Raw genomic sequence first — 13,057 nt, 5'->3', positions numbered from 1 at the left:
AAAAACTCGGTCGTTAAATGATGAGGTGATGTTTTTACCCTTTATCGAAAACTTTGAGCTATCACTAGGTGAAGTTGCTTAGAAACACTAAGCTTTACTTATCATGGAAGGAGAAATGGTTATGAAATGGCTTATGTTGTCATTAGCACTTTTATTTGTTGCAGGATGCCAGTCTACGGCATCAACATCGCCAAGCGAAGAGACGAACCGAATTCATTCTGGTGGCTGCAGCAGTTAATCTGTCCGGCTCCTTATCTCAGCTAAAAGCCCTATGTCGTTTATGGGGCTTTTGTTTTTGTTACTGAACATGTTAATTCAAAGTGTTATCACGATATTGAACTGGGTGTGTATTGTTGGTCAAAATATGCACTATGTTGTGTGGTAGATCTCATTTGTTCGTGCGAGCACTTGCTAAGGTTAATAGTGAATGTGTTTAAGACTAACCCAATCACTTTACTCAACTTAAGAGGTTTCTATGCTAGGTGAAAATCACTCTCTTGTTCACGAATTTCCTGAAATGAAAGACAAAATTGCTGAGCTTGCTAAAACTGATGATGGCTTTGCAGAAGATATGAAGACATACGACAACCTTGATAAAGAGATTCGTAAACTAGAGCTGAAAGATTCACCCATTGATGACGGCTCGATGCACCAACTGAAACATGATCGTTCTGTACTTAAAGATGCACTGCACGCTCGCTTAACGGCTTAGTCAGTTGGCAATTTGGCTGGTTAGCTAAATGGCGAATTGCAGATTTAGATACTAAAAACTCCTTCGGGAGTTTTTTTCGTTTTGGCTTACCCATTTTCTTCTGAATCGATAAGCTTGGGCTTCTTTGGATATAAAAAAGCTTAGCGCGGGGGACGCTAAGCTTCGTTGTTCATCATGTTCTTGAACCATGTTTAGGCTGGTGGGGTTAGCCTACTTGAGAAAAGTTCACTACCTTGCTTTGTAGTTTCTGTTTCAAGTAATCCGTCACCGCTTGCTGCTCTGATTCGCTCATGTACAGGCCAAGTTTGGTTCTGCGCCATAAGATGTCTTCGTCAGTCATTGCCATCTCTTCATTGATCAAGTAATCGATTTCAACTTGATAAACGCCATGTGCTTCTTTTGAGAATTGGATGCCAAGGTCAGCTTCACTGTTCGCACCTTCCAATAGCTTCCACGTGTAAGTACCAAATTGAGTCACGTATCGAAGTAGCAGTGCTTCCGATGCCCAAGGGTATTTAGTGTGAATCATCTTCGCAAGCTGCTCTCTGCTACAGCTAAAATTACCACCAGGAAGCGTGTCGTTGGCTGTCCATGGTGCACCCATGTTGGTTAGGTGTGGTTCAAGCTTCTTAAGTGCTGCTTCGCCTAGCTTGCGGTAAGTGGTTAATTTTCCGCCAAAGATCGAAAGCAGTGGTGCTTGATCCAGTTCTGCGTCCAATTCCAATGTGTAGTCACGAGTGATCGCTTGTGGTGAGTCAGATTCATCATCACAAAGCGGTCTTACGCCACTGTATGTCCACACTACGTCTTCACGACCAAGTTGCTTAACAAAGTGCTGATTAACGATATCAATCAGGTAATCCACTTCTACATCGTCGATAGCCACTTCGCGCGGATCACCTTTGTATTCAAGATCGGTAGTGCCGATGATCGAGAATTTGTCTAGGTAAGGGATCATGAACACAATGCGATTGTCTTTGTTTTGCAGAATGTACGCTTGTGGTTCGTCATGAATGCGTGGAACAACAATGTGTGAGCCTTTGATCAAACGAATGTTACGAGGCGAAGCCTGCTCTAATCCATCATCGAAGAACTGTTTCACCCAAGGGCCTGCTGCATTAACAAGCGCTTTTGCTTTGCGCTCGAAGCGTTGGTTTGTCATCACATCAAGAATCGTTACATGCCAAACATCGCCTTCACGGTGTGCTTTTTCAACTCGGCAGTAATTACGAACTTCTGCGTTGTTCTCTTTCGCCGCTAATACGTTCAGCAATACCATACGCGCATCATCTACCCAGCAATCTGAGTATTCGAAACCTGTTTTCATCTCTGGCTTAAGTAAACCTGATTTCGCCAAGTTCACTGTTTTGCTACCAGGAAGCGTGGTGCGTTTACCCAAGTTATCGTAAAGGAACAGGCCACAGCGGATCATCCAAGCTGGGCGTAAAAATGGTCGATGAGGCAAACGGAAACGCATTGGTTGAGCAACATGAGGTGCTTTTCTTAGCAATACTTCACGCTCGGCCAGTGCTTCCGAAACCAAACGAAACTCGTAGTGTTCAAGGTAACGTAAGCCACCGTGGATAAGCTTTGAACTTGCAGAAGATGTCGCAGAGGCGAAATCATTTGCTTCGTATAAACCAACGTTTAGACCACGACCTGCTGCATCTGCCGCGATGCCTGCACCATTGATGCCGCCGCCGATCACGATTAAGTCTAGAGTTGAAGATGTACTGTTGTTTGAATTATTTTGTTGAGCACTCATGGTTTTGACCTCTTGCTGAGCGAACGAGCATTTTAGAACATAATTGAATCCTATATTAACTTTCGTTTGCGGTCATTTATTATTTTCGTTTATGCGCGTTTTATGTGATTTGCGCATAAAAAAACCTCTGCTTATGAAAGCAGAGGTTCAAATAAAACTTATTCGAGCATAGAAGTGACATGAACAGGGATCAAGTATTGATGGTTCAGTTATTAAAAAAGCCAGCTATCGATAAGTGTTTATCAATAGAACTGGCTTTTGATTGCTCACGAATGTGAGTGCTCTTACTTAACTTAACTCAATTTAATCTAGCTTGGCTTAGCTTAGCTGGACCTATTCACTGGGTGTTGAAGGCTGAGCGGTATTGATGACTTCTAATGGAATGTCTGAATCTTTAAGGATGTTGAGAATCTCTTCCGGCGGCTGCTTATTAGTAAATACCATGTGTGCCTGAGAGATATTACCAAGCTTAACCATCGCATTACGGCCAAACTTAGTGTGGTCGACAGCTAAGAAGATACTGCGGCTGTTTTCGATGATGGCTTGTTTCACGCGAACTTCGTGATAGTCAAAATCGAGCAGTGAGCCGTCAAAGTCGATACCACTGATCCCTAAGATGCCGAAATCAAGGCGGAACTGTTTAACGAAATCGAGTGTTGCTTCACCCACGATACCTCCGTCGCGGTTTCTCACTTCACCGCCCGCCAAGATAACCTTGATCTCTGGGTTCGGCAGAAGGATGCTCGCAACGTTAATGTTGTTGGTCACAACTCGTAGTTGTTTATGATTCTTGTTGAGTGCGCGAGCCACCGATTCTGGTGTAGTACCGATATCAACGAATAAGGTTGCGCCATCTGGGATATGTTTTACCAGTTCGTCGGCGATCACGTCTTTTTCGTTGAAGTTATGCGCTTTACGCGTGTTGTAAGAGGTGTTTTCTGAGCTAAGAGGAATGGTTGCACCACCATGATAGCGACGAATTTTGTTGCTATCGGCCAGTTCGTTTAGGTCTCGTCTGATGGTTTGTGGGCTGACATCGAACTTTTCAACGAGCTCTTCGGTACTTACATATCCTTGTGTTTTTACCAGATCTACAATCTGCTGGTGTCTTGGTATCTGTTTCACTTAACTTACCACTCCCTGCGCGCAAAGGGCTCTAGCGCGTCAAAATCGAAAATATAAACTCACGCTATTGTGCTCGAATTGATGAAAAGAGAGAAGTAATGATGGTAAGGAATCATGTCTAAACCGCAAAAACGGTGCTCAGAGCGGAAAATTTGAGCCCGAAACGCAAAAAAGAGCACAAAACAGTGCTCTTTTTAGTTTCGTTTACTGAGGTTCGAACAATTCAATCGACATGAAAGTGATTATTCGAATGCTCGATTTTACTCTTCGTCGTCATCGTGCAGTTCAGACCAAACTTGTGCACATTTGATAGCACGCTTCCAGCCTTTGTAACGGCGGTTACGCTTCTCTTCATCGTGGTGTGGCATAAAGGTACGGTTTAGAACCGCTTTGCCTTGAAGCTCGTCAATGCTATCCCAGAAACCAACCGCAAGACCTGCAAGGTAAGCGGCACCCAGGGCCGTTACTTCCGTTACTTCAGGACGGTGAACTTCAGTATCCAGCACGTCTGATTGGAATTGCATTAGGAAGTTGTTCGCTACTGCGCCGCCATCAACACGTAGGTTTGCTAGCTTGATGCCAGAGTCCGCTTGCATCGCGTCTAGTACGTCACGCGTTTGGTAAGCAATGCCTTCCAGGGTTGCACGGATGATGTGGTTGGAGTTAACACCACGAGTTAGGCCAACGATCGTACCGCGAGCGTAAGCATCCCAGTATGGTGCGCCTAAACCAGTAAACGCAGGTACTACGTAAACACCGTTTGAAGAATCTACTTTTGTTGCGAAGTACTCAGAGTCTTCAGCGCCAGCCAGTAGCTTCATCTCATCACGTAGCCATTGGATTGATGCGCCGCCCATGAATACTGCACCTTCAAGTGCGTATGCAGGTTCGCCTTTAGGACCACACGCTAGCGTAGTCAGTAGGCCATTCTTTGAGGTTACTTTCTCTTGGCCTGTGTTCATCAGTAGGAAACAGCCTGTGCCGTAAGTGTTTTTCGCTTGGCCTGCTTCTACACACATTTGGCCGTAAAGTGCAGCCTGTTGGTCACCCGCAATACCCGCGATTGGAATACGAGTACCGCCTTTACCACCAAGGTTCGTTTGTCCGTATACCTCTGAAGAGCGTTTCACTTCTGGCATCATTGATGAAGGGATACCCATCTCATCAAGAAGCTTTTGATCCCAGCATAGGTCGTTGATGTTAAATAACATAGTACGTGACGCGTTAGTGTAATCCGTAACGTGAACACGCCCTTGAGTCATCTTCCAAACCAGCCAAGTATCAACCGTACCAAACAATAATTTGCCAGCTTCAGCATCTTCGCGAGCGCCTTCAACGTTGTCTAGAATCCATTTTACTTTTGTACCTGAGAAATACGGGTCAAGGACTAAGCCAGTATTGTCACGTACGTAGTCTTCTAGGCCACGTGCTTTAAGGTCTTCACAGATGTCTGCTGTACGGCGACACTGCCATACGATTGCGTTATAAACAGGCTTACCTGTCTCTTTGTTCCAAACAATGGTGGTTTCACGTTGGTTAGTGATACCAATACCTGCTAACTCATCGCTGCGGATGCCTGCTTTAGCAAGCGCTTCAACCAATGTAGAGCTTTGAGTTGCCCAGATTTCCATTGGATCATGTTCAACCCAACCGGCTTTAGGATAAATCTGAGTAAATTCGCGTTGAGAAGAACTTACGATGTTTGCATCGTGGTCGAGGATTACAGCGCGAGAGCTTGTGGTGCCTTGGTCTAGGGCAACAATGTATTTTTGCTCGGTCATGGTAAGAATCCTTTTTCTTTTGTTATTTATATTTTAGTAAATGTAGGGGCGCTTAGTGATTAAGCTTGAGCTTGTTCAGCTTCTTGTTCTGTTTCACATTGGTTTGGAATTGTGCAGCCTTGGCCTTCAATTGGTAGGTAAGCACCGATAACGCGTGGGTACAACCAACCACCAAAACATGCACCCACAATTGGAGCAAGGATTGGTACGATGAAGTAAGGAATATCACGAGCACCTGTTAGTGCGAAATCCCAGCCTGCAAAGTAAGCGAACAGTTTTGGTCCGAAGTCACGAGCAGGGTTCATTGCAAAACCAGTCAGTGGACCTAAAGAACCACCGATAACTGCGATAAGAATACCGATCAGTAGAGGGTTCATTGCACCGCGAGATGCGCCATTGTTCTCATCACCTAACGCTAAGATGGCAAACATCAACACTGCAGTAATCACGAATTCCACAGCAAAAGCGCCGAAGAAAGAGAGTGAAGCATGTGGGTAAGTCGAGAAGATACCAGCAGTTGATAGTGCGTCTTGGCTGCTACGAACGAAGTTATGTGCAATTTCGTAGTCAGTGAATAGGTTGCTATAAAGGCTGTAAACCAATGCTGCAGAGCAGAATGCGCCAAGCAGTTGCGAAATGATGTAAGGCAGCACTTTCGCTTTATCAAAGCCGTGGAACATTGCCAGAGCGATCGTTACAGCTGGGTTGATGTGCGCGCCTGACACGCCGGCAGTACAGTAAATTGCAATCGCAACACCGAAGCCCCAGATGATGCTGATTTCCCATTGTCCGAATGTCGCACCTGTTAATACCAGTGCGGCCACGCAGCCAACGCCAAAAAATATGAGTAATCCTGTACCGATAAATTCAGCCAAGCATTGCCCAAATAAAGAAGGGTGTTTATTTGTTGTCATGTTCGAGTCCTTTTTAGTTTTGCTTATCTAGCACGTGTATTGTGCATATATTTGCGAACTCGAAAATAAACGAACAACAAAAATGAGCGTTTGAGCATAAAATTGTTAATTAAAGTCACTTGAAATGTTAATCCGAACACTTTTGCTCGGAAAAGATGCTCGCATGAACGTCATTACTCGAATTGATAGGTTGCGAAGCCGCTCAAACTACCTATATGTAAACGGATGCGCAACTGGTACGAGGAGTTTATGTTTGGATTTGTGATGCTACTTCGTGAGTGGTGGATTATTAGACTTAATTACGAAGGGCTATGTGATGTTCTTGCTATGTTAGAAGGGCGTTAACAAATGAGCTTATATGCATAAATGAATAAACTGCCAGCTACGGTGTAGTTTGGCAGTTTAATTTGGGTGTTTGTTCTTGTTACAAGGTACGAAATTACAGTTCTAAACCAGAGCTGCAACTTTTCCTTTCGCTACCAATTGATCTCGAATCGAGTCATACGCCCAGTTGAATGCAATCGCGTAAAGTACGAAGAAAATCACTAGGCCGATGTCCATGATCAGTACGGTTAGGAAGTCGAGTTGTAGAACCCACATCAAGACAGGTAGAGTCACTGTCATTAAGCCAAGTTCAAAACCCAATCCGTGCACAACACGTGTTTTCTTGGTTCGTCTACTGCGGTCAGCTCCGAATACTTTGTCGTAGCCATAGTTGTAAATGTAGTTCCAAGCCATTGCTATCAAAGATATTGCGAGCGCTAAGCCTGCCATTTCACCTGCGCCGTTTCCTGTAATATAGGTTGCAAGCCCTGCCATCAAAACCAAAGCAACCAATTCAAATAGCACCATGTGTAACATGCGTTCTTTATGTGACATTTTCTAACTCTCTTTACGATTAAATAGCCGCCGATGGGCTAATGACTTGGCTAGATAATATCTATTTAAGTGATAATATAAAGATAGTTAGCATCACATATGGTGATGGTTGGTTTGTGGAGAAGCCAAATGTACAACATTGAACAGCTGAAAATGTTTGTGTATGCCGTTGAATTAGGGTCATTTTCTGCCAGTGCTCGTCATTTAGGGAAGGTGCAGTCGGCGGTGAGTCAAGGCATCAGTAATCTTGAAATTGATTTTAATGTTGAGCTTTTTGATCGCTCGACTCGAAAGCCTTCACTAACCAAGGCGGGCGAGCAGTTATTTAAACAGGTGAAAGCGATTGTACTTCAGGTTGAAGATCTGAATGTGACGGTTAATGCGATGGGGAGCGGTGAAGAGGGTCTCATCAAAATTGCATTAGATGATTCATTGTTGGTCCCGAACCTATCTAAGATCCTTAGTCAATTCAGTAAACAATTCCCTGCTACTGAAGTTGAACTGGTTGCTTGTACCACAACTGAGGTCAACCCGTTGATTATCGAAGAGAGAGCCGACATTGGATTGATGTTTACCAACTTGGCTTTTGACGTCGGCTCTGAGCCTTGTTTTATCGGCCACTTGCCGTTTATTGCTGTGTGTCATCCAAGTCATACGCTCGCAAAAACAGGTGTTGCGAAACTTTCTGATTTACTCCCGCATCGTCAGTTAATGTTGAGGGGAGACAAAGGTAAGGTGATGGATCAGTTTCCGCTGATTGCCGGCAAGGTATGGTGGTCGAACAGCTTTATTGTCATCAAAGAGGTGGTGCTCGGCAGTGACATTGGTTGGGCATATTTACCCAAACACCTTGTCGAAGATGAGTTGGATAAGCAACGTTTAGTGGAGATTAATGTCTCATTCGATCACAAAACATGGTCGCCGCCCGTTGATCTTGTTTTGTCTAAAACACGCTCGAAAGGCCCAGCATTGCTTTGGCTTGAACAAGCATTGAAAGGCCTATTAGACGAAACATAAGCCGGATGAGACTTAAATTGGGTGAATCTGAATAAAGAAAAGGCTCACAAAGTAATTTGTGAGCCTTTCTGTTTAAAGCGATACGCGATTTTCTAGTTCGCAGATTTCACTGTTAGACCGTTGTAGTACTTGTCTTTCATCTTAAACGCCACGTTCACTAGGTAAATCAACACAGGTACTTCAATCAGTGGACCTATAACACCGGCAAACGCTTGGTCTGAGTTGATACCGAATACAGAGATTGCTACGGCAATAGCCAACTCAAAGTTGTTACCTGTTGCTGTGAAGGCAATTGATGCGTTCTTGTCGTATTCAATGCCCATCTTCTTACCAATGAAGAAGCTGATGAAGAACATCGCTGTGAAGTAGATAGTCAGTGGAACAGCAATCAACAATACGTCCATTGGCAGTTCAACAATCATCTCGCCTTTTAGGCTGAACATCAGAACGATCGTTGCCAGTAGTGCAATCAGTGTGATTGGTGAGATGCGTGGAATGAACACATCGTTGTACCACTGCTCGCCTTTCATCGAAACTAGGATCTTACGGCTTAAGAAGCCCGCTAGGAATGGGATACCTAAATAGATAAGTACACTGTGTGCAATATCGATCATTGAGATATCAACCATCATGCCTTCGTAACCGAATATCGGTGGTAGAACGCTGATGAACAACCACGCCATAAAGCTGTAGCTCACCACTTGGAATGCACTGTTTAGAGCAACCAATGCCGCGCCGTACTCTTTGTTACCACCGCCGATATCGTTCCAAACCAGAACCATCGCCACACAACGAGCAAGACCAATCAGAATCACACCCACCATGTAACCAGGGTGATCACCCAAGAAAGTCAGTGCCAATACGAACATTAGAATAGGACCGACAACCCAGTTCATGATCAGAGACAGTTTGATGGCTTTCTTATCTTTGACCACAGTGCCTAATAGGTTGTAGTTAACCTTAGCCAAAGGTGGATACATCATTAAGATAAGGCCAATCGCAAGTGGAATGTTGGTTGTGCCAACAGACATCGATTCGTTCCACTGTTCGATTTGTGGGAACAAGGTGCCAAGCAGTACACCAATGCCCATGGCGATGAAGATCCACAGCGTTAAATAGCGATCGAGAAAACCTAATTTTGGTTTCATGATATTATCTCTTTGGTTGATATCGTCAATCGTCGAAAAACGATATTTAAAGGCAAAAAATACGCTTAGTTTATTGTGTTCGACAAACTAAGCGTGGTTAATCTATTTTAAAATGGTGTCGATAAGCGATTCAAATTGCAGAATATTATCTCGGTTAATGCGATAGCACATCTTCGGTGGTATCGATTCGGCAGTGATGAAACCTGAGTTCTTCAAAATTCGTAAGTGCTCAGATACCGTTGACTGAGCCAACCCCAATTCACTCACCAAGTCACTGTTCAAACAGCCGCCCGATTTTTCTAACGTTGAAAGGATACTCAATATACGTATTCTTGCCGGATGAGCGAGCGCTTTGGCCAGAGCTGCCATTTGCTTTTCAGCTTCGGCATCACCATGTCCGATTGGTAGAGCACAGCCACCAGTTGTAGAGCAAGTTTCGTTCATATTGATGTTTCGCTTTCCATAATCGTTAAAAGACGATTAATAGTAAGCCCATTTTATGTAAGGGTCAATGTGATCTTGCAATTTGCTTTTAAAATCCAAACTTACCATTGAAATCCAACGGACTAAGACTTGGATGAACCAAACCAGTATAACGGCCATTTTTGTTGTGAATCGCTGTTATTCAATAACGCACCAATACTGACCAAAGCGATGCTACCGATTAATACGGGAGTGAATAAGAACGTCCAATCCACATGCGCAGTCCCTGCCAAAGCTATCACAATCGGATTTGCGCCAGCGGGTGGATGAACCGCGCGAAAGTATTGCATTAGCATGATGGACGAGCCGACAGCGATAGCCATGGCCACATAAGAATCCCCAAAGCCATATAACGCGATTAGGCCCACGGCAGACGAAATAAAGTGACCCGCAATGACGTTTCTAGGTTGAGCTAACGGCGATGTCGGCACCGCAAACAGTAGTACGCACGTCGCACCAAATGGCGCCATTAACCACGGGAAACCAGAGCTTTCGGCTAATAAGCACAAGATTAAGATGCCCAGCGTACCGCCAATAAAACCTTTAACAAGCTGTCTAATGCTTGCCTTCGGAGGAAGGTTTCCACCACCAGATAGTTTGCTGATCATAATCGTTTCCTCTTCGTTATCTCGTTTTATTGAAAGTGTACAGATCTGTACTATTTGATTTGAATGATACAGATCTGTACACTTCTTGCAACGAGAAATTGAGCTCTACGATTTCAGAGCGATTTGAGGTTGATGAACGATGAGTAAAAAAGATTTGATTTTGGATGTAGCAGAGTCGTTGTTTAATCAGTTTGGCTATACCGCAGTTGGGGTGGATATGATCCGAGACGAAGCGGCGGTTTCCAAAACATCCATGTACCGCCATTTTGGCTCGAAAACCAAACTGATTGAAGCGGTGTTAGAAAGGCGTCATCAGCGTTTCGAGTCGAGTTTAGAAGCAGCGCTATCATCAACTTCTGGGATACAAAATCAACTCGATGCGCTGTTAGATTGGCACTTTGCTTGGTTTGAACAGCCTGACTTCAAAGGTTGCATGTTCATGCACGCACTCGCCGAGTTTAAAGAGTCGGAAGATGACATTGCGATGCTTTCACAACAGCACAAATCATGGTTGAAAGAACTTATTGTGTCGTTGCTTCCGGAAAAGAAACCTCATGACGTGCGACCTGAAATGATGATGGTCTTTCTGGAGGGGCTGATTGTTCGAAGTGAGTTTCAGGGAAGCGAGGCTAATAGGCAAGACTACCGTGAAGTTTGGTTGAAGTTGGCAGGCGTGACCCCTTAGCAAATGAAGGCACCAATAATGAAATCTTTTACTGGTGCCTATTGTGACTAAAGTTCTACCAACGAGGTTAAAGAATTAAAAGAATCCATTAGGCTGCTACTTGATTCTGCGCTTTGTGGAATCGCAACTCCTGCACTGTTATGGCATTGAGCAACGATATTACTTTCACTTAATCCCTTACATTGTGTAAGAAGCTCCGCTACTTGGGTGTCATTTCCTAATGCTTTGTGTGCTGCAATGTACTCGGGGAAGAACGGAACTTGGGTTCCGATAACTTGTTCACCTTTTGCGAGAAGTTTGAGCGAGTTGGTTGGCTTTTTTTGTTCGCGATAAGATTGTGCAGCTAACGTGAAAGTTTGAATTGAGGCGTAGTCCCAGTTCTTGATCAGGGCTAGATTCTGCAGTGCTTTCGAGTCTAAGTTTTGTGCTTTTCGTACTCCATAGAAAGCTAAACGCGGGTAAGCATGATTTTTAGTTGGACCAGATACTGCTCTTCTTGCGAGCGTTTCTGCAGTTTTTATATCTCCAAACTCTAAGGCTTTAAAAGCCTCGGATGCATACCAATAGTTCTGTTGGATCTGCTTGCCTTTACCATTTTTTACCACCCTCTCGAATTCAGTCGATGACACGTATCTTTTACGCTCTTTTCTATATTCACGTTTAACGTAAGCTGATAGGTCTTTCTTGCGATCTATTGGAGAGGCATGTCTGGCAGAAAAACTCTGCAAAAGTTGAGTGCCAGCTTCATTTGCAGCTAAATAGCCTAAGTTACTCCATTTGTTTTCACTGGATAAGTGCTTACCCGCATCACTCGCTAGGCTAACAAAGCTTTGAAAGTCTTGCTTTTTTTCCTTGAGCTGAGCTGTTGTAAACTTCTGACTACTGTCTAGTCGTTCAAGTACTGGTGAGAAGGCTCTTGGGCTGTCCCCCGCTTTTACTAAGAGATCCATGCCGAGTAGATCTGCTTCATCTTCAGCATTACGGCTCATTGAAGAGCTAATAACGTCTCGACTTAAGCGGTTAATGGTTAAACCCGCACGGTAGGAGTCTTTAATTAGATTTTTGGTCGAGCTTTTATTTTGGTTAGTTATTTTGTAACCATTGTTTGTCTTTTCCGTTTTCATATCAGTGATGAGTGCGGTACTCATTGCTATGTTTGCCGTTTTACTGACTAAAGCGCTTTGCTTAGCAAAGTATTCATTGGTGTCGTTATGCTTAAGTAAAATATGGGAAAGCTCATGTGCAATAATGAACGCTACCTCATCTTCAGATTCCGCATCGGCTAATACGCCTTGAGTGATGACGATGGTGCTAGGTGTTGCATAAGCAGAGTAGCTGCGGTCAGATGAGACCATAATGGCAATGTCGTTATCGACAGGTTGGCCCCACTGCTTAAGAATTTTAGCTAAGATACCTTCTAGGTATTTATTAACGTATGGGTTTGCGATCAGGTCTTTATCGGCAGCGGCGCGCGTGTTGACTATATTCGCAAACTCAGCGCTCGCCTCGGTGTTTTTCTTAGGAGAATTTGTTTCACCAAGGTGTTGGTCGATATATTTACCATCGAAAGATTCATATTTGCTGCCTACAAGATTATTGAGGCTGTCGACGGCACATCCTGATATTAATAAAGGCGCAGCTAGCCAAAATAGTTTCTTCATTAGTTACACCCCTCACCTAAACCAAGGGTTGCGTAAGTACCACTGTCACTTTTGGCACTAATGACTTGTGTGCTACATACGACACTGGCCACCGCAGTTTTATTGAGCTGCACTTCGATTTGGTCAAACCATTTTTCTTGGCCATCAATTTTGACCATTACCATCTGTTCTTTGCGGTCATAGTTTTCAACAATGAGCCCACTTTGGGTTGGGTCAGGTAAAGTCCAGGGCGCGAGCATACTTTGATGAATTTATAATCCAAAGAACACTCGGGCTCGA

At 44.0% G+C, this 13,057-nt stretch carries 13 protein-coding genes; 3 read left to right on the top strand and 10 right to left on the bottom strand.

Annotated elements, in window-relative coordinates:
• The first annotated feature begins 475 nt into the window (after positions 1-475).
• On the top strand, positions 476-712 hold the full coding sequence (locus ACED45_RS18975; RefSeq protein WP_146491071.1) for a YdcH family protein: 237 nt from the start codon (positions 476-478) through the stop codon (positions 710-712).
• Positions 713-917: 205 nt separating this feature from the next.
• Here the strand turns inward: ACED45_RS18975 and glpD are convergent, their stop codons facing one another.
• From glpD to ACED45_RS18950, 5 genes are all read right to left on the bottom strand, one after another.
• Positions 918-2,477, bottom strand: a complete 1,560-nt coding sequence (gene glpD, locus ACED45_RS18970; RefSeq protein ID WP_371714742.1) for a glycerol-3-phosphate dehydrogenase — start codon at positions 2,475-2,477, stop codon at positions 918-920.
• A 333-nt stretch (positions 2,478-2,810) separates the two neighbouring features.
• Positions 2,811-3,602 (bottom strand): DeoR/GlpR family transcriptional regulator, encoded by a 792-nt coding sequence (locus ACED45_RS18965; RefSeq protein WP_371714741.1) that lies wholly within the window; start codon positions 3,600-3,602, stop codon positions 2,811-2,813.
• 260 nt (positions 3,603-3,862) lie between these two features.
• Positions 3,863-5,383, bottom strand: coding sequence for a glycerol kinase GlpK (gene glpK, locus ACED45_RS18960; RefSeq protein WP_123285491.1), 1,521 nt, complete (start codon positions 5,381-5,383; stop codon positions 3,863-3,865).
• A gap of 59 nt (positions 5,384-5,442) precedes the next feature.
• Positions 5,443-6,297 (bottom strand): MIP/aquaporin family protein, encoded by an 855-nt coding sequence (locus tag ACED45_RS18955; protein WP_285953883.1) that lies wholly within the window; start codon positions 6,295-6,297, stop codon positions 5,443-5,445.
• A gap of 447 nt (positions 6,298-6,744) precedes the next feature.
• On the bottom strand, positions 6,745-7,176 hold the full coding sequence (locus ACED45_RS18950) for a PACE efflux transporter (protein ID WP_371714740.1): 432 nt from the start codon (positions 7,174-7,176) through the stop codon (positions 6,745-6,747).
• 129 nt (positions 7,177-7,305) lie between these two features.
• On the opposite strand from ACED45_RS18950, the gene ACED45_RS18945 reads away from it, so the two are divergent.
• Positions 7,306-8,193, top strand: a complete 888-nt coding sequence (locus ACED45_RS18945; protein ID WP_123283604.1) for a LysR family transcriptional regulator — start codon at positions 7,306-7,308, stop codon at positions 8,191-8,193.
• A 92-nt stretch (positions 8,194-8,285) separates the two neighbouring features.
• Here the strand turns inward: ACED45_RS18945 and arsB are convergent, their stop codons facing one another.
• From arsB to ACED45_RS18930, 3 genes are all read right to left on the bottom strand, one after another.
• Positions 8,286-9,341 carry an ACR3 family arsenite efflux transporter gene (arsB, locus tag ACED45_RS18940; protein WP_371714739.1) on the bottom strand — a complete coding sequence of 352 codons (1,056 nt, stop codon included), beginning with the start codon at positions 9,339-9,341 and terminating at the stop codon, positions 8,286-8,288.
• 102 nt (positions 9,342-9,443) lie between these two features.
• Entirely contained in the window at positions 9,444-9,785 is a 342-nt protein-coding gene (locus ACED45_RS18935; protein ID WP_146491064.1) for an ArsR/SmtB family transcription factor, read from the bottom strand.
• 122 nt (positions 9,786-9,907) lie between these two features.
• Positions 9,908-10,432 carry an HPP family protein gene (locus ACED45_RS18930; RefSeq protein ID WP_371714738.1) on the bottom strand — a complete coding sequence of 175 codons (525 nt, stop codon included), beginning with the start codon at positions 10,430-10,432 and terminating at the stop codon, positions 9,908-9,910.
• 139 nt (positions 10,433-10,571) lie between these two features.
• Here ACED45_RS18930 and ACED45_RS18925 point away from each other — a divergent pair, with 139 nt between their 5' ends.
• The gene (locus ACED45_RS18925; RefSeq protein WP_146491062.1) at positions 10,572-11,117 is read left to right on the top strand and encodes a TetR/AcrR family transcriptional regulator; all 546 of its coding nucleotides are present in this window, start codon (positions 10,572-10,574) and stop codon (positions 11,115-11,117) included.
• 47 nt (positions 11,118-11,164) lie between these two features.
• On the opposite strand, the gene ACED45_RS18920 is transcribed toward ACED45_RS18925, so the two are convergent.
• On the bottom strand, positions 11,165-12,778 hold the full coding sequence (locus ACED45_RS18920) for a M48 family metallopeptidase (RefSeq protein ID WP_371714737.1): 1,614 nt from the start codon (positions 12,776-12,778) through the stop codon (positions 11,165-11,167).
• Positions 12,778-13,017: a hypothetical protein gene (locus ACED45_RS18915; protein ID WP_371714736.1), complete on the bottom strand. Its 240-nt coding sequence runs from the start codon at positions 13,015-13,017 to the stop codon at positions 12,778-12,780. The genes ACED45_RS18920 and ACED45_RS18915 overlap by 1 nt, the downstream gene beginning before the upstream one ends.
• Positions 13,018-13,057 lie beyond the last annotated feature (40 nt).

It is taken from the genome of Vibrio crassostreae (assembly GCF_041439375.1).
GTDB lineage: Bacteria > Pseudomonadota > Gammaproteobacteria > Enterobacterales > Vibrionaceae > Vibrio > Vibrio crassostreae_D.
Note: the sequence above shows the minus strand (reverse complement) of the source record. Positions and strands in the feature narration are given on the sequence as shown.

Excerpts from the sequence above, each read along its gene's own strand:
- ACED45_RS18935 (WP_146491064.1), bottom strand. The coding sequence starts at position 9,785 with ATGAACGAAACTTGCTCTACAACTGGTGGCTGTGCTCTACCAATCGGA.
- ACED45_RS18975 (WP_146491071.1), top strand. The coding sequence starts at position 476 with ATGCTAGGTGAAAATCACTCTCTTGTTCACGAATTTCCTGAAATGAAA.
- arsB (WP_371714739.1), bottom strand. The coding sequence starts at position 9,341 with ATGAAACCAAAATTAGGTTTTCTCGATCGCTATTTAACGCTGTGGATC.
- ACED45_RS18920 (WP_371714737.1), bottom strand. The coding sequence starts at position 12,778 with ATGAAGAAACTATTTTGGCTAGCTGCGCCTTTATTAATATCAGGATGT.
- ACED45_RS18945 (WP_123283604.1), top strand. The coding sequence starts at position 7,306 with ATGTACAACATTGAACAGCTGAAAATGTTTGTGTATGCCGTTGAATTA.
- glpD (WP_371714742.1), bottom strand. The coding sequence starts at position 2,477 with ATGAGTGCTCAACAAAATAATTCAAACAACAGTACATCTTCAACTCTA.
- ACED45_RS18930 (WP_371714738.1), bottom strand. The coding sequence starts at position 10,432 with ATGATCAGCAAACTATCTGGTGGTGGAAACCTTCCTCCGAAGGCAAGC.
- ACED45_RS18955 (WP_285953883.1), bottom strand. The coding sequence starts at position 6,297 with ATGACAACAAATAAACACCCTTCTTTATTTGGGCAATGCTTGGCTGAA.
- ACED45_RS18950 (WP_371714740.1), bottom strand. The coding sequence starts at position 7,176 with ATGTCACATAAAGAACGCATGTTACACATGGTGCTATTTGAATTGGTT.
- glpK (WP_123285491.1), bottom strand. The coding sequence starts at position 5,383 with ATGACCGAGCAAAAATACATTGTTGCCCTAGACCAAGGCACCACAAGC.
- ACED45_RS18925 (WP_146491062.1), top strand. The coding sequence starts at position 10,572 with ATGAGTAAAAAAGATTTGATTTTGGATGTAGCAGAGTCGTTGTTTAAT.
- ACED45_RS18915 (WP_371714736.1), bottom strand. The coding sequence starts at position 13,017 with ATGCTCGCGCCCTGGACTTTACCTGACCCAACCCAAAGTGGGCTCATT.